This is a genomic window from Nocardia sp. NPDC060255 (assembly GCF_042727395.1).
GTDB lineage: Bacteria > Actinomycetota > Actinomycetes > Mycobacteriales > Mycobacteriaceae > Nocardia.
Map to the genome: position 1 here is coordinate 176,996 of NZ_JBHXAU010000013.1, position 23,290 is coordinate 200,285.

A 23,290-nucleotide genomic window follows, 5' to 3' on the forward strand; every position below is an offset into this window, starting at 1 on the left:
TCACCGCTTTCAAGGTGACCCGGGTGTCAGCCGACCAGGTCGGCGTATTCGCGGTGTTCGGCGATGTACTTCTCGACGTACCAGCAGGTCGGGATGATGGAGTAGCCGTTGTCGCGGGAGTCTTTCAGCGCGTATTCGACGACCTCGGCGGCCACCCCACGGCCACGGAATTCCGGGAACGTCATCGTGTGATGGAAATCGCGGACCTTCGGGTCGTCGCGCTGGGCGTAGTCGGCATAGCCGGCGAGGGTGTCGTCGAGATATATCTCGAAACGCGTGTCGGCGACGTTGTGCTCGAGCCTGGTGGTCATGATCTGGTGAAACTCCTTCGCGGCCGGGAATGTTCCGTGGACTAGAGAATCGCGCCGGGATTGAGAATGCCGTGCGGGTCCAGCGCGTCCTTGATGCGGTGGGTCAGGGCCATCACGTCCGCGCCGAGCTGATCGGGCAGCCACGCCTTCTTCAGCCGTCCAACGCCGTGCTCGCCGGTGATGGTGCCGCCGAGCGCGATCGCCAGGTCCATGATCTCGCCGAAGGCGCGGTGCGCGCGCTCGGTCATCGCGGCGTCGTCCGGATCGTGCACGATCAACGGGTGGGTGTTGCCGTCCCCGGCGTGCGCGATCACCGAAACCATCACGTCGTTGCGTTCCGCGATCTCGGCGACGCCGCGCACCAGATCACCCAGTCGCGGCAGCGGCACACCGACGTCCTCGAGCAGTAGCGTGCCGAGCTTTTCCACCGCCGGAATGGCGAAACGCCGTGCCGCTGTGAATGCTTCGCCTTCTTCCGGATCTTCGGTGTGGAAAACCTCTGCCGCGCCCGCCTTTTCGCAAGCCGCCACCATGATTTCGGCTTCCCGCCTTGCGAATTCGCCCGGCGCGTCCGAGCGAGCGACCAGCAGCGCCGCTGCGTTGCGGTCCAGCCCCATCCGTAACTCGTCCTCGACCGCGTTGATCGACACCGAATCCATGAATTCCAGCATGGAGGGCCGCAATTCGCCGGTGATCGCGAGGATCGCGTCGACCGCGGCGGCCAGCGTCGCGAAGGTCGCGACGACCGTGCTCTGCGGCGGTTGCGCGGGCAGCAGCCGCAGCGTCAGCTCGGTGATGATGCCGAGCGTGCCCTCGCTGCCGACGAACAGCTTGGTCAGCGACAGTCCGGCCGAATCCTTGAGTCGCGGTCCGCCGAGCCGCAGCACCGTCCCGTCGGCCAGCACCACCTCCATGCCGAGCACGTAATCGGTTGTCACGCCGTACTTCACGCAGCACAGCCCGCCCGCGTTGGTGGCCGCGTTGCCGCCGATCGAGCAGATCTCGAACGACGACGGATCGGGCGGATACCAGAGCCCGTGCCCGGCGGCCGCGCGCTTCACCTCGGCGTTCAGCAGGCCGGGCTGCACCACCGCGGTGCGGGTGACCGGGTCGATGGTGATCGCCCGCATCCGCTCGGTGCTCACCACGAGGCCGCCGTCCACCGCGGTGGCGCCGCCGGACAGTCCGGAGCCCGCGCCGCGCGGCACCACCGCGATCCGTCGCTCGTGCGCCCAGCGCAGGGTCGTCGCGACGTCATCGGTGCTGGTAGCGCGGATCACGGCGAGCGGAGTGCCCGCGTCGGGATCACGCGCCCAGTCCTGCCGGTAGCTCGCGAGAAGGTCAGGGTCGGTGACTACCGCGCCGTCGGATAGCCCCTCGATCAGGTCATGCAGGTCCACCCATCCCACGCTAGACCGCCCAGGCGGTGAGGCCACGCAAGCCACCGAATGTGATGTCACCCGCCCCAGTGGTGTTCGGGCCGGTTCGAGATAACAATGCCGAGAGGGGCTTGTTGTTCGGGGCATCGAGTTCTCCCGGCACCGCACGAGGGGGCGCCGGATTTCGTGCATTGCGAATCGCGGATCGACACGTTGTTCAGATCGGCGCACCGTCGCAACGCAACTCGGAGGGATGTTCGGATGCAGGACCAATCGCACGGTCGCCGGGAACTGGTCGCCGCGATGTGCTCCAGCGAGTTCGTCGACGGCGGCATCGACCAGGCGGCGCTACGCCGCATCCACGCGGGCGACCACACCGAATGGCTCACCGTCCTGGACCGCTCCGGCATCTTCGGCAAGGAAACTCTCGCCGACCTCACCACCCAGTGGCACCGCAACCCACGCGAACTACTGGAAACCCTGCTCACCGAGGCCGACGACGTCACCAGGCGCCGCTGCCTGACCGCGTGGTCCGCCCTGGACCGCGGCGTCACCAGCACGGCCCAGATCAGCTGACTATCCAGTTCGCTGGTTGATCACCTCGTGGACACTTGGCGCTGGCAGGCTGGCAGCGTGCATGAGCTGGCGAAAACCACCGACACGGTCGCCGACCGGTTCACCCGATGGTGTGAGGTCGTGGTCGCGTGGCTGCCGTGGGGGCTGAATCGGCTTGTCGCCCCGACCTTCCTCGGCTTCGCGCTGATCAACAGTTTCACGTTCGGCGTCGACCTGCTGTTGCTCACGATTTTTCACGGCTGGTGGGGCCTGCCCGTCTGGCTGGCGGTCACCATCGCCTACGTGTGCGCGTTCGGGCTCAGCTTCGTGCTCAACCGCACCTTCAACTTCCATTCGCACGCGCCGGTCGGCAAGCAGGCCGCCGTGTACGGCGTGGTCGTCGCGATCAACTACGTCGCGTTCATCCTCGGTGTCGGCAGTGGCCTCACCGCGCTCGGTCTCGAATACCACCTGTCCCGGCTGCTGGCCGGAGCGTGTGAGGCCGTCTACATGTACAGCGCGATGCGCTGGGTCGTGTTCCGCCGCGAGCCGAAGCCCGAACTTGCACCTCACGCGACGTGAGGTCATAGCGTCCTAGGTGTGGCGAACACCAACGGATACGTCAAGGTCGGCGAGCTGGCCACGGTGACCGGGCTGACCGTGCGCACCCTGCACTACTACGACGAGATCGGCCTGCTCTCACCCTCGGGCCGCAGCGGGGCCGGGCATCGGTTGTATTCGAACGACGACGTGCAACGCCTGTATCGGATCGGCCTGCTGCGCAATCTCGGCCTGCGCCTGGACGAGGTGGCGGCGGCTCTCGACGATCCCGCCTGGGACCTGTCCGGCGTGATGCTCCGGCACGTGGCCGAACTCGACCGCAGACTTGCCGTCGGCCACCGGCTGCGTCAGCGCTTGACGACCATGGTCGCCACCGTCACCGACCACCGCAGCCTCGAAACACGGGAGCTGCTGGACACTTTGGAGGACATGGCCATGCTCGACACCAAGATTCAGCGACGCATCCCGACGCTCGTCTACCGCGATATCGCCGCCGCCCACGAATACCTGACCACCGTGTTCGGCATGGAACCCGGGCGGATCTCCCGGGGTGAGGACGGCACCGTGCACCACGCGGAGGTCACCGCTGGTGACGGCGTGATCTGGTTGCACGCGGTCTCCGAGCAGTTCAAACTGCAGTCGCCGATCACCTTGGGCGCCTGCACCGAGGGCATGTCGATCGTCGTCGAGGATGTGGACGCGCACTTCCGGCACGCGAAGGCGGCGGGCGCCGAGATTCTGTACGAGCCCACCGATCAGTTCTACGGTTACCGCGACTACAGCGCGCGCGACCTCGAGCAGCGGCTGTGGTCGTTCATGACTCCGCTCGACTGATCAGCACCTCGGTCCGGTCGCCGTCGACCACGATCGCGTCGTCGTCGGTGAGCGCCCAGTGTGCGATGCCCGCGGCGCGATAGGACTCGGCGAGTTCGCCGCATTCGCCGGTCGGGTCGGTGGGGGAGTCGACGTGCGGGACGATCCGGCGATCGACCAAACCCAGTCCGTCCCACTGTGGTTCGATCCCGCACGTCGGCGCGACTTCGGCGGGATCGTCTACCGACTCGATCCCGTGCAGATCAGGGGTCAGCACGCAGGCGCCCGCGCTATACCCGGCGTACACCAGGGCATCGGCGGCGAGCAGTTTGGGTAGCACGAGATCGGCACCGCTGCGGGCGAATTGGGCGCGCAGCACGAAGGTGTTGCCGCCGCGCACCCACAGCAGCGGGAAGCCGGCCAGCGTCCGCTCCAATTCCGCTGGGCTGCCGACGAAGTCGCGCAGGTCGACGGTCTCGGGTGCGTAGCCGAGCTTGCGCAGCGGCACCATGTCGCTGGTGACCAACCCCGCCCATGCCTCCGGCCACGCATCACAGGCGTTGGGAATCAACGCGACTCGCCCCGGCTCGCCGACCATCGCGGCGAGCCGATCGTAGTGTGCCCCGAACCGGTAGCTGGACAGGAAGAGTCGCACCGGATCAGATCGTGAAGGCCAGATTGCGAATCAGTCGCCGCCCGAGCTCCTCGTCGCCGGTGATGGCGATCTCGTCCAGATGCTCGTCCGCTGCGGTACGCCCGCCGCCGAGGCGAACGAAAAGCTCAGAGGGCAGCTGGATTTCGACGTCGGCAGGCTCGTCGAACGAGTCCACGTAACCGGCCCGACCTGCCACCTGGATGTGCAGGGTCCTGGCCAGCGTTCCGGTCAGCGTGCATGTGATCCGCGAACCATCGGGCGCCTCACCCTTTTTCACCACCACGCGCGGCACACTGCCCAGGAACTCGGCGAACGCCAGCTCGCCACGCGGCCCGCCCTCGTCGACCCGAACGCCGAGCGCGTCCGCGATATCGAGCTCGTGCATCCAGCAGTCGAACAACCGCACTCGCATGAATCGCCCGTAACTGACCTGCCCGATCGGCGACTGGGTTAGCGCCTCCCACTCCGTATCACCCATCGCGGCAAGGGCTTTGCGCCTGCGGTCGACGATCTCGCCGAATACGGCGAGCAGCCGGACCCCGGACATCGGCCGCATCCGGTCCACCCAGATCTCGTTGAACACCGCGGTCTCGTTGCGGACATGCGGCAGCGTGCTCACATCGGTCTTCACGGTGAGCGGGTCGTGCGGCGGCGGACGCTCGCCGAGCAGCCACGATTCGGTGCCGACGACATGGGCGACCACATCGAACACCGTCCAGCCGGGCAGCGAGGTCGGTGCGCGCCACTGGTTTTCGTCGATCTCGGCGACCAGCGCGGCGATCGCGTCCCACTGTTCGGACAGCCGGGCCGACAGCTCGGTCCGGTCCAGCGTCGGGTCGGTCATTGCTGCGCTCCTTCGTCGGGGCCTTCCATGCCCAGTTTCCCACTGTGGCCCGGCTTTTCGTCGCGCTCCAGCGCCGCGATCCCGCCTTGAATGGCGACCGCGGTGGACTGCGCGTCGTGCGGGCGGCGCAGCACGAAACCGGCCGCGAAGCGGAACTTGTCGCCGTGCTTGCGTGGGATCACGTGCAAATGGACGTGCGGGACCGTCTGAAACGCGGCGGTACCGTCGTTGAGCAGCAGGTTGGCGCCGTCGGCGGCGAGGGTGCTGCGCCGCACCGCGAGCGCGAGCCGATGCCCGGCGCGGAATACGTACGCGCCGAGTTCGGCGTCGAGATCCTCGAGCTCGGTGGCGTGCTGTTTCGGCACCACCAGCATGTGACCGCGGGCGATCGGCCGGATATCGAGGAAGGCACAGAGGGTGTCGTCCTCGTACACCTTTGTTGCCGGGGCCTCGCCGGCCACGATGCGGCAGAAGACGCAGTCGTTCACACCGCAGGACCTTACGGCGTACGAGCGGTACGGAACAGCCCCGCGCGCGAAACGCCCATGACGCACGTCACTATTCGCGTCCGCGACCACGCCCTGACCTGCTGTCGAACCTAAAGGTAAGCAATGGACCTGCGGGTTCGCTCTTGTCGCGGTCACCGGCAGCGACAAACATCAGTACCGGCGCTCCTCCGAACAGCGGCGAGCGCAGGAGGTGACCACGATGTTCGCGACGACCTGGCGAATCCGGCAAAGCGGCGGAATCAGGCATGATCTTGTGACGGGCGTCTCAGCGGTCTGCACAAAACGGCAGGTACAGTTGCGAGGATTTGGCCGACCTTACTCAGAAGTAACATCGTCCGGTTGTCCATCTGAGGCCTGAAGCTCAGCACGAGAAGGAACTGACATAGTGGAGACAACGCAGAGCGTAGGCGACGAGTCGCCACGCGGCGCGCGTGTCGGAGTCGTTCGCGAGTCCAACGCGGGCGAACGACGTGTCGCATTGGTGCCGAAGATCATTCCGACCCTGCTGAAGCAGGGCGTGCAGGTGGTGATCGAGTCCGGCGCCGGGCTCGGCGCGCTCATTCCCGACAGCGCCTACGAAGCGGCGGGCGCGACGATCGGCGATCCGTGGTCGGCCGAGGTGGTCGTCAAGGTCGCCCCGCCCAGCGACGCCGAGGTGGCCAAGCTGTCCAGCGGGCAGACCCTGATCGGCTTCCTGGCCCCGCGCAACGCGGAAAACCAGATCGGCAAGCTGAAATCCGCTGGCGTGCAAGCGTTCGCGGTCGAAGCGATCCCGCGCATCTCGCGCGCCCAGGTGATGGACGCGCTCTCCTCACAGGCCAACGTCGCCGGGTACAAGGCCGTGCTGCTGGCCGCGTCCGAGTCGACCCGCTTCTTCCCGATGCTCACCACCGCGGCGGGCACGGTGAAGCCCGCGACCGTGCTGGTGCTCGGTGTCGGTGTCGCCGGTCTGCAGGCGCTGGCCACCGCCAAGCGCCTCGGCGGCCGCACCACGGGCTACGACGTGCGCCCCGAGGTCGCCGATCAGGTGCGCTCGGTCGGTGCGCAGTGGCTCGATCTCGGCATCGACGCCGCCGGTGAGGGCGGCTACGCCCGCGAGCTCACCGACGAGGAAAAGGCAAAGCAGCAACAGGCTTTGGAAGACGCGATCAAGGGCTTCGACGTGGTGATCACCACCGCGCTGGTGCCGGGGCGGCCCGCGCCGCGACTGGTGACCGCCGCCGCTGTGGAGGGCATGAAGCCCGGCAGCGTGATCGTCGACCTGGCCGGCGAGACCGGCGGCAACTGCGAGCTGACCGAGCCGGGTGAGGTCGTGGTCAAGCACGAGGTCACCATCGCCTCGCCACTGAACCTGCCCGCCACCATGCCGGAGCACGCCAGCGAGCTCTATTCGAAGAACATCTCGGCACTGCTGGAACTGATGCTGGTCGACGGGAAAATCGCGCCCGACTTCAGCGATCAGGTGCTCGCCGATTCCTGCGTGACACGTGAGGTGGAAGCCTGATGTACACCGAACTTCTCGCGAACATCGCGATCCTGGTCTTGTCCGGGTTCGTCGGGTTCGCCGTCATCTCGAAGGTCCCCAACACCCTGCACACGCCACTCATGTCCGGTACCAACGCGATTCACGGCATCGTCGTGCTCGGCGCGCTGGTCACCCTCGGCAATGTGCAGGATCCGTCGATCCTGACCCAGATCATCCTGTTCGTCGCCGTGGTGTTCGGAACCCTCAATGTCATCGGTGGTTTCGTGGTGACCGACCGCATGCTGGGCATGTTCAAGGGCAAAAAAGCGGCCCCGGTGAAGGCGGAGAAGTGATGCATACCTTCGACAACGTTTCCTACCTGGTCAACGGCCTCTACATCGTCGCCTTCGGCATGTTCATCTACGGCCTGATGGGCCTGACCGGCCCGAAGACCGCCGTGCGCGGCAACCTGATCGCGGCGGCCGGCATGGTCATCGCCGTGGTCGCGACGCTGATCTCGGTGCGCCACACCAGCAACTGGATCCTGATCGTGGCCGGTCTGGTGGTCGGCGTCGCGCTCGGTGTGCCGCCGGCCAAGTTCACCAAGATGACCGCCATGCCGCAGCTGGTCGCCGCGTTCAACGGCGTGGGCGGTGGCACCGTCGCGCTGATCGCGTGGTCGGAATTCCTCAACAGCCAAGGCTTTTCGCACTTCGACGAAGAGCCCACCGTGCACATCGTGGTCGGCTCGCTGTTCGCGGCGATCATCGGCTCGATCTCGTTCTGGGGCTCGCTGATCGCGTTCGGCAAGCTGCAGGAGATCCTGCCCGGCCGTCCGCTCGGTCTCGGCAAGTTGCAGCAGCCGCTGAATCTGCTGCTGCTGATCGGTGCGGTCGCCGCGGCGGTCGTGATCGGCATCGGCGCCACCAATGACGGTGTGTCCCAACTGTGGATGATCGCGGTGCTCGTGCTGGCCGGTGTGCTCGGCCTCGCGGTGGTGCTGCCGATCGGCGGCGCGGACATGCCGGTGGTCATCTCGCTGCTCAACGCGTTGACCGGATTGTCGGCCGCCGCAGCGGGTTTGGCGTTGAACAACACCGCGATGATCGTGGCGGGCATGATCGTCGGCGCGTCCGGCACCATCCTGACCAACCTGATGGCCAAGGCCATGAACCGGTCCATCCCGGCCATCGTGGCGGGCGGATTCGGCGGCGGCGGAACGGCTCCCGGGACGAGCGGCGACGGCGAGGCCAAGCAGGCCAAGGCCACCTCGGCGGCGGACGCGGCGATCCAGATGGCCTACGCCAACCAGGTCATCGTGGTCCCCGGCTACGGCATGGCCGTCGCTCAGGCTCAGCACGCGGTCAAGGAGATGGCAGCTCTGCTCGAAGCCAAGGGCGTCGAGGTCAAGTACGCCATCCACCCGGTCGCGGGTCGCATGCCCGGTCACATGAACGTGCTGCTGGCCGAGGCCGAGGTCTCCTATGACGCGCTCAAGGAAATGGACGACATCAACGGCGAGTTCTCGCGCACCGATGTCGCCCTGGTCATCGGCGCCAACGACGTCACGAACCCGGCCGCCCGCGAGGATGCCAGCAGCCCGATCTACGGCATGCCGGTCCTCAACGTCGACCAGGCCAAGAGCGTCATCGTGCTCAAGCGTTCGATGAACTCCGGCTTCGCCGGCATCGACAACCCGCTGTTCTACGCCGACCACACCTCCATGCTGTTCGGCGACGCGAAGAAGTCCGTCGGCGCGGTCACCGAGGAACTGAAGGCGCTGTAAACACCTGCGCCAGCGCGCGAACGGCCCCCTGCTCACGGCGAGCAGGGGGCCGTTTGCCGCTAATTGGGTAGACACGGCGGTGCCGTAACCCTGATCATGCTCGGAGTGTCTGCACGTAATGAGCCTCTTCGGTTGATCGACCCGAGCGAGCCCTCGGCCGATCTCGCCGAGCGGCTGCCGTGGGCTGTCACGGTCGACTCCGCCTACTCCACCCGCGACGCGATCGACGCCCTCGCGGTGACGCCGTTCCTGCGCGGCGATCAACCCTGCGCGCACATCGCGCGAATCGAACGGATCAACCCCGACGCGCTGCTGCGCCCCGAATACGGCCGGGTGGTGCGTTCGGTGCAGGAGGACGACAGCACCGCGGCCCTGGTGGTCGGCACCGGCTGGTCGCTGCGCGCCATCCGCTGGTCCGGCGGGTCGGCGATGGTCGAGGTGACCGCCGAGACCGACGAACTGGCCGCCACCGTGCTCGCCGAGTCGATCAAGGGCGCGGCCGCGCAGCCCGAGGTGGGCGAGACCATCGAGATGGGCTTCTGGCACATGACCGGCCACGGCCCGCAGCGCCGGGGCCACACCATCTCGGCACCGGAGTGGCCGGCGATTCGTGGCAACTACCCCGAGGATGTCGCGGGCGCGCTGGATCGGCTGATGGCGTTGACGGCGGCCGACGTGCGCGGCCGTCTCGTGCTGCTGCACGGACCGCCCGGCACCGGAAAGACCACGGCGCTGAGGGCGCTCGCCCGCGCGTGGGCACCGTGGTGCCAGTTCGACTGCGTGCTCGACCCCGAGGTGATGTTCGGCAAGCCCGGCTACCTGATGGACGTGGCGGCGGGCGTCGACGGCGACGACGACACCAAGCGCTGGCGCATGCTGGTGCTGGAGGACTGCGACGAGCTGATCCGCGGCGAGGCGAAAGAGACGGCGGGTCAGGGCCTTTCGCGGCTGCTCAACCTGACCGACGGCATGCTCGGCCAGGGCAGGGACGTGCTGGTCGCGATCACCACCAACGAGGACCTGTCCCGGCTGCACCCCGCGGTCACCCGGCCGGGGCGCTGCCTGGCCCAGCTCGAGGTCGGCCGGTTGTCGCCGGCGGAGTCGGCGGCCTGGCTCGCCAGGGAACGTCGTCCTGATACTCCGGCCGATGCCGCCTGCCCGGACGGTGCGACGCTGGCGGAACTGGTGGCGCTGCGCGACGGCGACACCAAAATTCAAGCGATCAAGGCAGATCCGGTCAATCCGGGTCTCTACCTGTGACGCGGTCCGCAAGCGGCGAGCTCTCGGTGTTTGCCGGCGCGACGACTCCGGCATAGCGGCAGCACACCAGCACCGCGATGAGCGGCACAGCGATCGCGGTGGTGAGTGGGACCACCGCGGTGAGCCAGCCGATCACCGCGGGTCCGGCCAGTAGGCCGAGGTAGCCGAAGCTGAAGACGCGCGACATGTCGGTCGCCGCTTTGCCGGTACCGAGATTGCCTGCGGCGGTGAAGATCTGGGGGACGCTGCCGGACAGGCCGAGGCCCGTCAAAGCCCAGCCGAGCAAGGTCAGTGGGATCCAGGGGGACGCCAGGATCATGGTCAGTCCGAGTGCCGAGATCAGCATGCCGTAGCGGACGACGGCGACCCGGCCGAAGGCGCCGCTCACCCGGTCGGTGGCGAGGCGGCCCGCGGTCATCGCGACCGAGAAGGCGCCGAAAGCCAGTGCCGCCGTGGCCGCGTCGGCGTCGAGGTGCTCGCGCAGCTGCAGGGTGCTCCAGTCGGCGGCCACACCCTCGGTGAGCAACACCGCGAACGCGATCACTGCCAGCGCCAAGACCTTTCGGCTGTGCTCGCGTCCGCTGGCCGCCTGCGGGACCGTGCGTTTCTGGTTCTCGGCGGCCGGTTGTTGCGGATCGGTGTCGCGGAGCAGGCGCGGCAGGGCCGCGAAGGTCAATGCGATGCAGGCGATTGCCGCCGATACCAGCGTTATTCGCAGATCCAACCCGGCGCGCAAGGTCGCGGCACCGAGCAGCGACCCGAGCAGTCCACCGCCGGAGAACAGCGCGTGGAACGCCGCCATGATCGGGCGGCCGTACGCCCGTTCCACATGCACCGCTTGGGTATTCATCGACACGTCCAGCGCGCCGTTGCCGAAACCGAAGCAGGCCAACGCGATCGCCAGGGTGACCGGGCCGGTAGCGAGACCGGGCCCGATCAGCGCGACCGACGCGATGACCGCGGCGGCGCCGACCAGCGTGCGACTGCCGAACCGATCGGCCAGCGGTCCGGCGATGCGCATGCCGACGATGCCCGCACCGGCCATCAGCAGGATGAACATCCCGAGCGTCGACTTCGACACGCCGGTCCGATCGGTGATCGGCGGAATGTGCACGACCCACATCGCCAGCAGGAAGCCGTTCAAGCCGAACACCGTGAACACGGCGGCCCTGGCGACGCGGGTCGGTCGGTCAGCGGTCGGAGTCACCATCGTCTCGACGGTACCGATGAGATTTCTGCGTGCGTCCACCCCCTCGATGTCGGCAAGCGCCCGGCGCGACCTCGCGGGATCCGGGGCAGGACATCCTCGGCCTACCGGTCCGGAAGCCGGATCGCGCCAGTGCGATCCAGCTCCACGGGTCGTTCGCTCAGTCTCTGCTTGTCGTCTGCACAGTCTCTATTTGTTTCAACCACGCACTAGCCCTGGATGTTCCAGATTCCCGTCGCGGCTGTCTCGCGGGCGTATTCGGTGAAATCCTTTGGCTCCCGGCCCAACGCGCGCCGCACACCGTCGGCGGTCTTCGAATTCCGGCCGTCCAAGATCGTGCCGAACAGGTAGTCGAGCAGGCTCACCACATCGGCGGGCACCTGGTAATCGGTCAGTGCCGCAACGAAGTCCGTGCGCGAGACCGGAATGAAGGCGATCTCGCGCCCGGTCGCCGCGGCGATCTCCGCCACCGCCGCGGCGAAGGTCAGTGCGCGCGGCCCGGTCAACTCGTAGACCTCGCCTTGATGGCCGTCCGCGGTGAGTGCTCGCACGGCGACATCGGCGATGTCGTCGGCGTGCACGAACGGTTCCGGCACATCACCATTGGGCAGCGCGACCTCCCCGGCCAGGATGTAATCGGTGAACGCGCCCTCGCTGAAGTTCTGTGCGAAGAAGCTGCACCGCACGATGGTCCAGTCGAGGCCGGATTCCTGCACGATCTCCTCGCATTCGACCGCCTCCGGCTCGCCGCGACCGGACAGCAGCACCAGCTTGCGCAGGCCGCTCTGCTTCGCGGCGGCCGCGAACGCGCGCAGGGTCTCGGGGGCGCCGGGCACCGCGAGATCGGGCTGGTACGCGACGTAGGCGGCGTGCACGCCTGCCAGTGCCGCGGACCAGGTGGCGCGATCTTCCCAGCTGAACGGGATCTCGGCCGAGCGCGATCCGATCCGGATCGAGTGGCCCGCCTGCTCGAGCCGGGCGGCGACCCGGCTGCCGGTCTTGCCGGTCCCGCCGGTGACGAGGATGAGGTCGGTTGTGTTGCTGTTTGTCATGGCCCAAGTACACCGTCGGGGGGCCTGGACGAGACATAGTTCAGCAGCTCATGACCATGCGTGATCGTCTACTGTGGATGACGTGGATGCGCTCGCCAGTCTGCTCGAAGGACCACGTGCCCGCGGCGCGTTCGTGATGTGCTCGTTGCTGAAGCCGCCGTGGTCGCTGCGCATTCAGGACGAGGCGTCGCTCGCCGTGGTGTCGATGGTGCGCGGCGGCGCCTGGATCATGATGGGCGACAACGCGCCGCGACAATTGTGCGAAGGCGATGTCGCGATCTTCCGTGGACCCGATTACTACACGCTCGCCGACGACCCGGCCACCGAGCCGGACATCGTTATCCATCCGGGCAATGTCACGAAGACGCTCGACGGCGAAGTCCTCTGCGACACACTGAGTCTCGGCGTGCGCCAGTGGGGGACCGACGCCGACGGCGCGACCATGATGGTGACCGGAACCTACGAGTCGGCAGGCGCCGCCAGCCAGCGCCTGCTGCGCGCCCTGCCATCGGTCATCGTGTTGCAACGCGGCGACTTCGACACCAGGCTGCTCGACATCCTGGTCGACGAGGCCGTCAAGGAGGAGCCTGCCCAGGGCGTCGTGCTGGACCGGCTGCTGGACATGGTGCTGATCGCCGCCCTGCGCGCCTGGTTCGCGCGCAACGACGCGCCCGCCTGGTATCACGCCTACAGCGACCCCCTGGTCGGCAAGGCGCTGCGGCTGCTGCAACACAATCCGGCGCACGGCTGGACGGTGGCCAGCCTGGCCGAGGCGGTCGGGGTGTCCAGGGCCGCGCTGGCTCGCCGCTTCACCGACCTGGTCGGCGAGCCGCCGATGTCCTTCCTCACCGAATGGCGCCTCGCGCTGGCCGCGGACCTGCTGGCCGAATCCGACGCCACCATCGAGGCCATCGCCCGCCAGGTCGGGTACGGCAGCGCCTTCGCCCTGAGCACCGCCTTCAAACGCCACTTCGGCGTCAGCCCGCGCGACCACCGTCAGGGCGCCACCCCGGCTGAGCTATCGTCGGCCGGGTGACGCAGCAGTATCCGGTGCTCTGGCCGATGCCGACCCGCTGGGCGGACAACGACCACTACGGGCACGTGAACAACGTGACGTACTACGCGTACTTCGACACCGCGGTCAACGCGTGGCTGATGCACGCCACCGGCACCGACATCCGCGACCTGCCCGCGCTCGGCGTGGTCGCGCAGACCTCGTGCCAATACGTCGGCTCGCTCAGCTTCCCGGACCAACTGCAGGTCGGCCTGCGCGTCTCCCGTCTCGGCCGCTCCAGCATCACCTACGACCTGGCCATCTTCCGTGACGCCGACGGCGAGCTCGAACTCGCCGCCACCGGCGTCTTCGTACACGTCTACGTCGACGCCGAAACCCGTAAGCCAGTAGAGATTCCGGCCGTCATCCGCACCGCCGCCACCACCCTCGTCACCGACTGAGCGTGTGCGGCAACGGGTTTTGTTGCTAGCGTCGGAGTTGCGGCCTGGGAGTGGTCGCAGTAGAACTTGCGCCACCTCGTGGGGGAATGTTGATCAGTCGGTTGTTTGTCGTGCTGTTGTCCGCTGTCGCGTTAGTAGCGGGAAGTACCGCTTTTTCCGGTGCTGCGCCGGTGGGGGTGACGGTGCTGCCGCGGCCGGGCGGCCAATCTCCGGTCGGCACAACGACTCTGCATCTGGTCGATGCCACGCGGCCGGACCCGTTCGAGCCGGCGCGGTCCCGCGAGTTGATGGTGTCGGTGTTCTATCCGGCCGCTCAGGTCGACAAATATCCGCGGGCACACTACGCGTCTACCGTGCTGATCCCGGAACTCGGGAAGCGCTTCGGTATCGAGCTGCCCGGCCTGCTCACCAACTCTTACAGCGGTGCACCCGCGCTTGCGGGGTCGGCGTATCCGGTGCTTCTGTTTACGCCGGGAGCGGGGGTTTCGCGGGTGCTGAGCACCGGCCTGGCGGAGGATCTCGCCAGCAGAGGCTACGTGGTGGTGACCATCGACCACACCTATGAGGTGCAGATGGTGGAGTTCCCCGGTGGCAGGCTCATCCCGGGTACGCCGATGGCCGCCTTCGACAAGCAGACCCGGCACCGGTACGCGGATGCCAGGATGCTCGACATCCAGCTCGTCCTGAACTCACTCACGGGACTTGCGCGCGGCGAGAATCCGGACGCCGAACATCGTGACCTGCCCGCAGGCATCGATCGTGCCCTCGACTTGGACCGCATCGGCATGGTCGGGCACTCGCTCGGCGGATTCACCGCCGTCGAGTCGATGCACGACGACCGCCGCATCGACGCCGCGGTCGATCTCGACGGGCAGATCGGCATCGACGAGGATTTCGGCCGTGCGGCGACCGAGGGCGTCGACCGGCCGGTACTGGTGCTGGTGAGCCAGCAGATCACCGAGGTGGGCGACGCCGTGCCGTCGTTGGATGCGTTCTGGCAGCACGGCACCGGTTGGAAACGCCAACTGATGCTGCGGGATTCGGCCCACTACGACTTCACCGATATGCCCGCGCTGGTACCCGAACCGGCCAGGCCGCTCAGCAAACGATACATCGGGCCTATCCCCGCCGACCGCGCCACGACCCTGGTAGGCACCTACGTCGCGGCCATGTTCGACAAGTTCCTGCGCGATCGTTCGGGCACCGTCCTCGACCAGCCGCCGGCCGACCCGGAGATCGTCGTCGACCGCTGACGACGCCCCTTGAACCGCACGCCTTCTGATTTCTGGCACCTAAATTCGCATGCGATTTCCGGTGCCAGAAATCAGAAGGCGTGCGGCGGCGCGGCAGGGGACGCGGTCAGGCTTGCAGTGCGGCCTGGAAGCGGCGCATGCCGTCGATCCAGCGGTCGTAGTCGGTGCCCTTGTGGCGGTACATCTTCAGTACCTCCGGGTGCGGCAGGATCAGGAAGTGCTCGGCTTCGATACCGGCGGCGACGATCTCGGCGACCTGATCCGGGGACAGCACCGCGCCCGCCGTCTTCACGGCCTTCACCGCGAGTTCGGCCTCGGCGGCGTGCTCCGACGGGACCAGGCCGGTATGCAGGAGTTGGGTGTCCACCCCCATCGGACAGAGGCAACTCACTCGAATGCCCTTGTCCCCGTAGGTGACTGACAACCACTCGGCGAATCCGACGGCAGCATGCTTGGAGACCGAGTAGGGCGCGGACCCGAGCTGGGTGAGCAGGCCCGCCGCCGACGCGGTCGACACGAAATAGCCTGACCCGCGCGCCAGCCAGTCGGGGACCAGCAGCCGTGCCGCCCGGACATGGGCGAGCACATTGACCTCCAGCGCCGACGCCCATTGCGCATCGGTGCTGTCGAGCCCGGCGCCGCCGCCGATGCCCGCGTTCGCGAAATAGAGGTCCACCGGCCCGAATTCGGACTCGGCGCGATCGATCAGCACGCGGATCACTCGTTCGTCCGAAACGTCGCCGCCGACCGCGACCGCTGCGGCACCCAGAGATTCGGCGACACGGGTCGCTCCGTCAGCATTGAGGTCGGCCAGCACCACGCGCGCACCGTCGGCAACCAGCTTGCGGGCCAACGCCTCTCCGATGCCCGCGCCGGCCCCCGTGACGATCGCAACCTTGCCCGAAATCTCCATTCCCGCACCCTAGTGGGGCTGCGCGGGCTCGCCGCTACGAATTCGACAACGGATCTATCGGGTGCGCGGTCAAGCGGTTCCGCGGATAAATATCGGTCAGTTACCGCGCGAGAGTCGATTCAGCAGCGGCGCGGTGCGCGGGCCGACCAGCTCCCGCATCACCAGCGCCATGTTGGTGCGCTCGACGCCGGGAATCTTCAGTATCTGCCCGGCAATTCGATACAGGTCGTCGGCGTCCCTGGCGACCACGCGGACCGTCAGATCGGTGAGTCCGGTCATGCCGCACACCTCGGTCACCTCCGGCACCTCGGCGAGTTCGTCTACGACACAATCCAATTGGTGCTGGTCGACGACCACCGCGACAAAGGCGGCCAGCGGATAGCCCAGCGCGCGCGGCTGCACCCGGCGCTCGAAACTGCCGAGCACGCCGCCCGCCTCCCAGCGTGACAGCCGGGCCTGCACGGTGTTGCGGGACAGCCCGAGCCGGGCGGCCAGCTCCACGCCGGTGGCTCTCGGATTGGCGACCAGTTCCAGCAATAGCCTGGCGTCGGTGGCGTCCAAGGTCACGTCGACGGTTTCTCTGGTCATACGCGCAGTATGACATTGCGACTGGGGTAAGAATTGAGCATTCTGCGCATTCGCGTGTCTATCACTTGCGCAGATCGCATTATCGTGGATGCTGTGAGGTAGAGCACACCGGAATGGTGAGGAGGCGGCTACCGATGCCAGACAAGGTCGAGTATCCGGTTCAATTGGTCCAGCCCGACGGTCGCCGCGTCCTCGATCGAGAGCATGCCGCGCTGGTCGCCGACGTCGGACCCGAGCAGCTACGCGCCCTATACGAGGACATGGTCGTCACCCGGCGGATCGACACCGAGGCGACCGCCCTGCAACGACAGGGCCAACTCGGGCTATGGGCCCCGCTACTGGGGCAGGAGGCCACTCAGGTCGGTTCCGCGCACGCCCTGCACCCGGACGACTACGTGTTCTGCAGCTACCGCGAGGCAGCCGTCGCGTACTGCCGCGGCGTGCATCCCACCGAGATCACCCGGCTCTGGCGCGGCGTCGCGCACTCCTGCTGGGACCCGAACGCGGTCAACATGACCAACCCGAACATCATCGTCGGCTCGCAGGGCTTGCACGCGACCGGCTACGCCTACGCCGCGCACCTGGACGGCGCCGAGATCGCGACCATCGCCTACTTCGGCGACGGCGCGAGCAGTCAGGGCGACATCGCCGAGGCGCTCGGCTTCGCCGCGAGTTGGAGCGCGCCGGTGGTGTTCCTGTGCCAGAACAATCACTGGGCGATCAGCGAACCGGTCCGGGTGCAGAGCCAGACCCCGATCGTGCGCCGGGCCTACGGCTACGGCATCCCCGGCGTGCAGGTCGACGGCAACGACGCGCTCGCGGTACTCGCCGTGACGCGGCAGGCGGTGGCGCGCGCCCGCGCCGGCGGCGGACCGTCCTTCATCGAGGCGCTCACCTACCGGATGGGCCCGCACACCACCGCCGACGACCCCACCCGCTACCGCGCGTCGGCGGAGACCGAGGAGTGGGCCCGCCGCGACCCGATCGACCGGCTACGCCGGCTGCTGGAACGGGAATCGCTGTCCGACTACGCCTTCGAGCGTCAGGTCGCCGAGCACGCCGACGAGGTCGCCCGCCAGGTGCGCACCTCCACCATCGAGATGCCGAACCCCGAACCGATGGATCTGTTCGAACACGTCTACACCACCCCGCACGCGCTCATCACCGAAGAGCGACGGGAGTACGCGGAATACCTGGCCGGCGATCCCGGCGAGGCGGCCGCGCGACCGGAAGGAGTCCCTTCATGATCACGACTTTCGCAGCAGCGCTGAATACCGGACTGCGCCGCGCGCTGGAGGACGACCCCAAGGTCATTCTCATGGGCGAGGACATCGGCCGCCTCGGCGGCGTCTTCCGGGTCACCGACACCCTGCAGAAGGACTTCGGCAACAACCGCGTCATCGACACCCCGCTCGCCGAATCCGGCATCGTGGGAACGGCTTTCGGCATGGCGCTGCGCGGATACCGGCCGGTGTGTGAGATCCAGTTCGACGGATTCGTCTATCCCGCCTTCGATCAGATCGTCTCGCATGTGGCCAAGATCCACTACCGGACGCAGGGAAAGGTGAACGCGCCCATCACGATTCGCATTCCGTTCGGTGGCGGGATCGGGTCGGTCGAGCACCATTCGGAATCGCCGGAAGCCTATTTCGCGCACACCGCCGGGCTGCGCGTGATGACGCCGAGTAATCCCGCCGACGCGTATCTGATGATCCGCCAGGCGATCGCGCTGGACGACCCGGTGATCTTCTTCGAACCCAAGCGGCGCTACTGGGACAAGGCCGACCTCGACTTCCTCGCCCTCGACCGCGACGGTGGGCTGCCGCTCGACCGGGCCAGGGTGTGCACCGTCGGTACCGATGCCACCGTGGTCGCCTACGGCGGCACCGTGGCCACCGCGCTGTCGGCCGCGAAAATCGCGGCAGAGGAAGGGCATTCGCTCGAGGTGATCGATCTGCGCAGCCTCTCGCCGATCGACTTCGACACCATCGAGGAGTCGGTCGCCAAGACCGGCAGGCTGATCGTGACCCACGAGGCGCCCGTTTTCGCCGGTCTCGGTGCGGAAATCGCCGCGCGGATCACCGAACGCTGCTTCTACCACCTGGAGGCGCCGGTGCTGCGCGTCGGCGGATTCGACATCCCCTATCCCCCCGCTAAGCTCGAAAAGTTCCACCTGCCCGACCCCGACCGCATCCTCGCCGCGGTCGATCGAACACTCGCCGCCTGACGCCGGTCGCCGTAGTGAGAGGTGCCAACGTGGAAGAACGTGCCGAGCCGGGCCGGGGCAACGTCCTGGAATTCCGGCTCCCCGACCTGGGTGAGGGGCTGGCCGACGCCGAGTTGGTGTCCTGGTCGGTCAGCGTCGGCGATGCGGTGGAGCTGAATCAGACGATCGCCGAGGTCGAGACGGCGAAGGCGGTGGTGGCGTTGCCGTCGCCGTTCGCCGGGCAGGTGGTGGAGTTGCTCGCGCAGCCGGGGGAGACCGTGCTGGTCGGAGCGCCGTTGATTCGGGTGCGCAGCGATGCGGCGCCGACCGGTCAGGCGAGTGCGACGAACGGGGCCGAGGTATCGAGTGACGCGCCCGGTTCGGGGCGGACCGCGGTTTTGGTCGGTTACGGGCCGGAGGGGGAAACGGTGTCGCGGCGACGCAGGCCCGTTGCCGCCGTATCCGTTGCTGCGGAGGCAGATTCGGGGTCCGCTGCGGCGTCGGACTCCATTGTCGACCAGAGTGAATCACCTGCTGCGCAAGCGATTTCGCCTGTCATCGCGATTCCCGAAGAGGAAGCCGCGGAACCCCTCTCGCACAACACAAGACCACCACTGACCACCACTAGAGCAGCCGCCACACCGGCTGCTCGCAGGCTTGCCCGTGAGCTGGGCATCGATCTGTGGTTCGTCGCGGGTTCCGGTCCGGATGGCGCGGTCACCGTCGAGGACGTGCGCGGCGCGGTCCCGGTCTCGCAACCACGCACCCTGGCCGGTCAACCGCAGCCCACGCAGGCAACACCCGCACCTGCCGTCGCCGATCCCGACGGCGGCGTGATCCGCCCACCGGCCCGCGAGGTTCGCACACCGATCAGCGGCATCCGTAAGCGCACCGCGGCCGCCATGCTGGCCAGTGCCCGCACCATCCCGCAGGCGAGCACCTTCGTCACCCTCGACTGCACCGCGTCGATGGAGCTGCTCGACCACCTGCGCAGCACCAAATCCTTTGCCGGACTGACCCTTACCCCGCTCGCGCTAGTGGCGCGATCAGTACTGGCGGCACTGGCCGAATACCCGGAGATCAATGTTTACTGGGACGAGGCGAACCAGGAGATCGTCACCAAGCACTACGTGAACCTCGGCGTCGCCGTGGCCACCGACCGCGGCCTGCTGGTGCCGAACATCAAGGAGGCGCAGACGCTGAACCTGCGCGACCTGACCCGCGAGATCGGCTGGCTGGCCGAGACCGCGCGCTCCGGCGGCGCGAGCCCCACCGACCTGCGCGGCGGCACCTTCACCATCACCAATGTCGGCGTGTTCGGCGTCGACACCGGCGTACCACTGGTGAACCCCGGCGAGGCGGCGATCCTGTGCCTCGGCTCGATCCGCAAGCGCCCGTGGGTCTTCCGCGACGAACTCGCGATCCGCTGGGTCACCACCCTAGGCATCAGCTTCGACCACCGCATGATCGACGGTGAACTCGCCTCCCGCTTCCTCGCCACCACCGCAAGCCTGCTCGAAGACCCGCTCACCCTGCTCAGCCGTATCTAGCGAGAGATATAGAAGTGTGATGTCACGCGGGGGAAACATTGCGGGCGCTCGATGTAAAGAAGACCGACTAGTTCTGTAGGCATGGTAGTGACAGCGCATTCAGTCGATACCCGGTTGCCCTTCGGGCGGCAGCTCACCTTCGGCATCCAGCACGTGCTGATCATGTACACCGGGTGCATCACGGTGCCGCTGGTGTTCGGCGCGGCCGCGGGGCTCGATCGGGCCACCATCGGCCTGCTGATCAGCGCGGACCTGCTGATCGCCGGGGTGATCACGCTGGTGCAGAGCCTCGGGGTGGCCAAGCTCGCGGGTGCGCGGCTGCCGATCATCTGCGGGGCCACCTTCATCGGGCTCGATCCGATGATCATGATCGCGGAGGAGTACGGGCTGGCCGCGGTCTACGGGTCGATGATGATCGGCGGTGTCGTCGGCGTCGCGCTGGCCTGGCCGTTCGCCCGCCTGGTTCGGTTCTTTCCGCCGCTGGTCACCGGGACCGTGCTCACCGTGGTCGGCGTCTCGCTGATCGGGGTGGCGGGCGGGCTGATCATCGGCACCGACCCGAAGGCGCCGACCTTCGCCGCGCCGTCCCATATCGCGCTCGCCGGAGTGGTCTTCCTCATCGCCGTCGGATTCCTGTGCCTGGGCCGCGGCATGGTCGCTCAGCTCGGGGTGCTGATCGGCCTGGTGGTCGGCATTGTCGTCGCCATCCCGATGGGCCTGATCGACACCGACGGTATTGCCGGGACGGCCTGGATCGGCCTGCCCAAGCCGTTCCACTTCGGCGCGCCGGAATTCCCGATCGCCGGGGTGGTCGCGATGAGCGTGGTGATGGCGGTGGTGTTCGCCGAGTCGACGGCGAGCATGCTGGCGATCAGCGAGATCACCGGAAAGCCCATCGGCAAGGGCGATTTGGCGCGCGGCCTGGTCGGTGACGGGCTCTCCGGCGTGCTCGGCGGGATGTTCACCGCGTTCATCGACACGATCTTCAACCAGAATGTCGGCGCGGTCGCCGCCACTCAGGTGTTCAGCCGCTACGTCACCGCGACCAGCGGTGTCATCCTGGTGCTGCTCGGGGTGGTGCCGCGCTTCGGCGCGATCGTCGCGGCGGTCCCGCAGCCGGTGGTCGGCGGTGTCGGGCTGGTGCTGTTCGCCACCATCGCCGTCGTCGGCGTCGACACCCTGCGCAAAGCGGATCTCGGCGACCGGGTCAACGCCACCATCGTCGCCACCGCCGTCGGTGTCGGCCTGCTGCCGGTGATGGCGAAGGGCATGTTCGTCCACTTCCCGTCCTCGGCCCAGATCCTGCTCACCAGTGGCATAACCCTGGGCGCGACAACAGCTTTCACCCTCAACCTGCTCGTCAACCACACCAAACTGAGCGTGCTCGCCCGAGGCGGCGCCACTACGATATCAGCGGAGCAGCCGGCCATCGCCGAACCACAAGACCACTGCGACACCGCAACCCCGCACCCAGCTCCCGCCTGACCACGCCGGTCAGTCGCGGAGAGTCAGTACCTTGCGGACTACGAGTCCCACGATGAGGGCCCAGAACGCAGCGCCGATGCCGAGGAAGCCCACGCCTGATGCGGCGATCAAGAAGGTGACGATGCCTGCCTCGCGATGCTTTTCGGAGCTGAGTGCACCGGTCAACGCCGCAGCCAGCGTGGCCAGCAGGGCAAGGCCTGCAACAGTTTCCAGAGTTCCTTTGGGCGCGGTGGCGATGAGGGTGACCAGGGCCGCCGAGCCGAGGGCGAGCACCAGGTAGCCGATGCCCGAGGTGAACGTGGCGATCCAGCGCTTCTTCGGATCGGGGTGGGCCGACGGAGCCGCCGAGAGGGCGGCGCTGATCGCGGCCAAGTTGATGGCGTGGCCGCCCGCTGGCGCGCCGAGGATGGTGCCGATGCCGGTGACCGTCATTGTCGCACGCCAAGGGACTTGGTAGCCAAAGGATTTCATGACCGCGGTGCCCGGAATGTTCTGCGATGCCATGGTGACGATGTAGAGCGGTATCGCGACGCCGATGATCGCCTGCCAATTCCAGTGCGGCACTGTCAGTTCCACCGATGGCACCATCGCGGCGAAGTCCAGGTGCCGGTGCTGCACGGCGATACTGATCGCCGAGCCGGCCGCCGCCGTGCCGAAGGCCGCGATCACCGCCCAGCGCTTGGCCACCCGCTGCAGCACCAGCCACACCAGGATCACCGGAATCACCACCGCCGGACTGGACTGCACCGCCTTCACCGGCGCCAGGCACAGCGGCAGCAGCACCCCGGCCAGCATGGCCTGCGCGATCTCCACCGGAATCGCGGCGACCAGCCGCCCGAGCCGCTGCCACAGCCCGGTTATCACGATCAACACCCCGGCGATCGCGAACGCGCCGACCGCGGCCGGCCAGCCGCCGACCACCGCGCCGGTGCTCGCCAGCAGTGCGGCGCCGGGCGTCGACCAGGCCAGCGTGATCGGCATCCGATACCGGTAACTGAGCAGCAGCATGCCGATCGCCTGCGTGACACACACCGCGAGCAGCCCCGAGGCCGCCTGCACCGCGTTCGCGCCGACCGCGTTCAGTCCGCTCAACACCACCGCGAAGGAACTGGTGAAACCCATCAGCGCGGTGACAACGCCCGCGCTGATCGGCTGCCCGAGGCCGACCGCGGGCGCAACGGTGGGTGCGGGCCCGCTGTGCTGATCGGCAGGTGCCTCGGCGGGCGGGGAAACGTTCGACATTGTGGCGATCCTGCCCGCAACTGGACTGGTCCGTCACGGGCCAGTCGACCGAAACTGGACCGAATTGCCGTTCCGGGCGGCCGGGGCGGCATAGGGTGGCAGGCACCTGCGGGCACTCGGTGCGCCGACTGCCCTTACCGGCGAGTAGCGCTGGGGTGCAGCCACATTGCCCTGTTCAGATGCGTAGTCTGGTGGGTATTC

24 protein-coding genes are annotated in these 23,290 nt (G+C 67.6%); 14 read left to right on the forward strand and 10 right to left on the reverse strand.

Translation table 11 applies throughout. The annotated features are described in order from the left end of the window. Positions 1-26 precede the first annotated feature (26 nt). Positions 27-311, reverse strand: coding sequence for a GNAT family N-acetyltransferase (locus tag ACFWF1_RS24110; protein ID WP_379286394.1), 285 nt, complete (start codon positions 309-311; stop codon positions 27-29). A gap of 41 nt (positions 312-352) precedes the next feature. Continuing rightward, entirely contained in the window at positions 353-1,711 is a 1,359-nt protein-coding gene (locus ACFWF1_RS24115; protein WP_379286392.1) for an FAD-binding oxidoreductase, read from the reverse strand. A gap of 240 nt (positions 1,712-1,951) precedes the next feature. Here ACFWF1_RS24115 and ACFWF1_RS24120 point away from each other — a divergent pair, with 240 nt between their 5' ends. Genes ACFWF1_RS24120 through ACFWF1_RS24130 form a run of 3 tightly spaced genes read left to right on the forward strand, consistent with a single transcriptional unit; the run spans position 1,952 to position 3,640 of the window. Further along, positions 1,952-2,266, forward strand: a complete 315-nt coding sequence (locus tag ACFWF1_RS24120) for a hypothetical protein (RefSeq protein ID WP_379286390.1) — start codon at positions 1,952-1,954, stop codon at positions 2,264-2,266. A 57-nt stretch (positions 2,267-2,323) separates the two neighbouring features. Beyond that, entirely contained in the window at positions 2,324-2,827 is a 504-nt protein-coding gene (locus ACFWF1_RS24125; protein ID WP_379286389.1) for a GtrA family protein, read from the forward strand. 18 nt (positions 2,828-2,845) lie between these two features. Then, on the forward strand, positions 2,846-3,640 hold the full coding sequence (locus tag ACFWF1_RS24130) for a MerR family transcriptional regulator (RefSeq protein ID WP_379286387.1): 795 nt from the start codon (positions 2,846-2,848) through the stop codon (positions 3,638-3,640). On the opposite strand, the gene ACFWF1_RS24135 is transcribed toward ACFWF1_RS24130, so the two are convergent. Genes ACFWF1_RS24135 through ACFWF1_RS24145 form a run of 3 tightly spaced genes read right to left on the reverse strand, consistent with a single transcriptional unit; the run spans position 3,621 to position 5,606 of the window. Beyond that, complete coding sequence (locus tag ACFWF1_RS24135; RefSeq protein WP_379286385.1) at positions 3,621-4,274, reverse strand: Type 1 glutamine amidotransferase-like domain-containing protein; 654 nt, start codon at positions 4,272-4,274, stop codon at positions 3,621-3,623. The genes ACFWF1_RS24130 and ACFWF1_RS24135 overlap by 20 nt on opposite strands. A gap of 4 nt (positions 4,275-4,278) precedes the next feature. Next, on the reverse strand, positions 4,279-5,118 hold the full coding sequence (locus ACFWF1_RS24140; RefSeq protein ID WP_379286384.1) for a maleylpyruvate isomerase family mycothiol-dependent enzyme: 840 nt from the start codon (positions 5,116-5,118) through the stop codon (positions 4,279-4,281). After that, the gene (locus ACFWF1_RS24145) at positions 5,115-5,606 is read right to left on the reverse strand and encodes an HIT family protein (protein WP_379286383.1); all 492 of its coding nucleotides are present in this window, start codon (positions 5,604-5,606) and stop codon (positions 5,115-5,117) included. Before ACFWF1_RS24145 ends, ACFWF1_RS24140 begins: the two co-directional genes overlap by 4 nt. Before the next feature lie 406 nt (positions 5,607-6,012). Between ACFWF1_RS24145 and ACFWF1_RS24150 the strand changes: the two genes are divergently transcribed. From ACFWF1_RS24150 to ACFWF1_RS24165, 4 genes are all read left to right on the forward strand, one after another. Next, positions 6,013-7,131: a Re/Si-specific NAD(P)(+) transhydrogenase subunit alpha gene (locus ACFWF1_RS24150; RefSeq protein ID WP_379286382.1), complete on the forward strand. Its 1,119-nt coding sequence runs from the start codon at positions 6,013-6,015 to the stop codon at positions 7,129-7,131. Beyond that, on the forward strand, positions 7,131-7,445 hold the full coding sequence (locus tag ACFWF1_RS24155; protein WP_107654393.1) for an NAD(P) transhydrogenase subunit alpha: 315 nt from the start codon (positions 7,131-7,133) through the stop codon (positions 7,443-7,445). Before ACFWF1_RS24150 ends, ACFWF1_RS24155 begins: the two co-directional genes overlap by 1 nt. Further along, a complete protein-coding gene (locus ACFWF1_RS24160; protein WP_379286380.1) occupies positions 7,445-8,878 on the forward strand; it encodes an NAD(P)(+) transhydrogenase (Re/Si-specific) subunit beta in 1,434 nt (477 codons plus the stop codon). The genes ACFWF1_RS24155 and ACFWF1_RS24160 overlap by 1 nt, the downstream gene beginning before the upstream one ends. 132 nt (positions 8,879-9,010) lie before the next feature. Next, positions 9,011-10,138, forward strand: coding sequence for a DUF5925 domain-containing protein (locus ACFWF1_RS24165; RefSeq protein ID WP_379286378.1), 1,128 nt, complete (start codon positions 9,011-9,013; stop codon positions 10,136-10,138). Here the strand turns inward: ACFWF1_RS24165 and ACFWF1_RS24170 are convergent. Both ACFWF1_RS24170 and ACFWF1_RS24175 read right to left on the reverse strand, forming a co-directional pair. Further along, entirely contained in the window at positions 10,116-11,348 is a 1,233-nt protein-coding gene (locus ACFWF1_RS24170) for an MFS transporter (protein WP_379286377.1), read from the reverse strand. The two genes, ACFWF1_RS24165 and ACFWF1_RS24170, sit on opposite strands and share 23 nt — an antisense overlap. A gap of 206 nt (positions 11,349-11,554) precedes the next feature. After that, entirely contained in the window at positions 11,555-12,397 is an 843-nt protein-coding gene (locus tag ACFWF1_RS24175) for an SDR family oxidoreductase (RefSeq protein WP_379286375.1), read from the reverse strand. An 82-nt stretch (positions 12,398-12,479) separates the two neighbouring features. On the opposite strand from ACFWF1_RS24175, the gene ACFWF1_RS24180 reads away from it, so the two are divergent. The 3 genes from ACFWF1_RS24180 to ACFWF1_RS24190 all read left to right on the forward strand — a co-directional run bounded on the left by ACFWF1_RS24180 (position 12,480) and on the right by ACFWF1_RS24190 (position 15,105). Next, positions 12,480-13,433 carry an AraC family transcriptional regulator gene (locus ACFWF1_RS24180; RefSeq protein ID WP_379286373.1) on the forward strand — a complete coding sequence of 318 codons (954 nt, stop codon included), beginning with the start codon at positions 12,480-12,482 and terminating at the stop codon, positions 13,431-13,433. Between the two features lie 26 nt (positions 13,434-13,459). After that, positions 13,460-13,852 (forward strand): acyl-CoA thioesterase, encoded by a 393-nt coding sequence (locus ACFWF1_RS24185; RefSeq protein ID WP_379286609.1) that lies wholly within the window; start codon positions 13,460-13,462, stop codon positions 13,850-13,852. A gap of 86 nt (positions 13,853-13,938) precedes the next feature. Next, positions 13,939-15,105, forward strand: a complete 1,167-nt coding sequence (locus tag ACFWF1_RS24190; RefSeq protein ID WP_379286371.1) for an alpha/beta hydrolase family protein — start codon at positions 13,939-13,941, stop codon at positions 15,103-15,105. A gap of 106 nt (positions 15,106-15,211) precedes the next feature. Here the strand turns inward: ACFWF1_RS24190 and ACFWF1_RS24195 are convergent, their stop codons facing one another. After that, positions 15,212-16,018 (reverse strand): SDR family oxidoreductase, encoded by an 807-nt coding sequence (locus tag ACFWF1_RS24195; protein WP_379286370.1) that lies wholly within the window; start codon positions 16,016-16,018, stop codon positions 15,212-15,214. A 96-nt stretch (positions 16,019-16,114) separates the two neighbouring features. Continuing rightward, positions 16,115-16,606 carry an Lrp/AsnC family transcriptional regulator gene (locus tag ACFWF1_RS24200; RefSeq protein WP_379286368.1) on the reverse strand — a complete coding sequence of 164 codons (492 nt, stop codon included), beginning with the start codon at positions 16,604-16,606 and terminating at the stop codon, positions 16,115-16,117. Between the two features lie 134 nt (positions 16,607-16,740). Between ACFWF1_RS24200 and pdhA the strand changes: the two genes are divergently transcribed. From pdhA to ACFWF1_RS24220, 4 genes are all read left to right on the forward strand, one after another. Continuing rightward, a complete protein-coding gene (pdhA, locus tag ACFWF1_RS24205; protein ID WP_379286366.1) occupies positions 16,741-17,853 on the forward strand; it encodes a pyruvate dehydrogenase (acetyl-transferring) E1 component subunit alpha in 1,113 nt (370 codons plus the stop codon). After that, positions 17,850-18,833 (forward strand): alpha-ketoacid dehydrogenase subunit beta, encoded by a 984-nt coding sequence (locus ACFWF1_RS24210; protein ID WP_379286364.1) that lies wholly within the window; start codon positions 17,850-17,852, stop codon positions 18,831-18,833. The genes pdhA and ACFWF1_RS24210 overlap by 4 nt, the downstream gene beginning before the upstream one ends. Before the next feature lie 65 nt (positions 18,834-18,898). After that, the gene (locus ACFWF1_RS24215; RefSeq protein WP_379286607.1) at positions 18,899-20,362 is read left to right on the forward strand and encodes a dihydrolipoamide acetyltransferase family protein; all 1,464 of its coding nucleotides are present in this window, start codon (positions 18,899-18,901) and stop codon (positions 20,360-20,362) included. Between the two features lie 87 nt (positions 20,363-20,449). After that, positions 20,450-21,847: a uracil-xanthine permease family protein gene (locus ACFWF1_RS24220; protein ID WP_379286363.1), complete on the forward strand. Its 1,398-nt coding sequence runs from the start codon at positions 20,450-20,452 to the stop codon at positions 21,845-21,847. A 9-nt stretch (positions 21,848-21,856) separates the two neighbouring features. Here the strand turns inward: ACFWF1_RS24220 and ACFWF1_RS24225 are convergent, their stop codons facing one another. Beyond that, positions 21,857-23,089, reverse strand: a complete 1,233-nt coding sequence (locus ACFWF1_RS24225; protein ID WP_379286361.1) for a benzoate/H(+) symporter BenE family transporter — start codon at positions 23,087-23,089, stop codon at positions 21,857-21,859. Between the last annotated feature and the right edge of the window lie 201 nt (positions 23,090-23,290).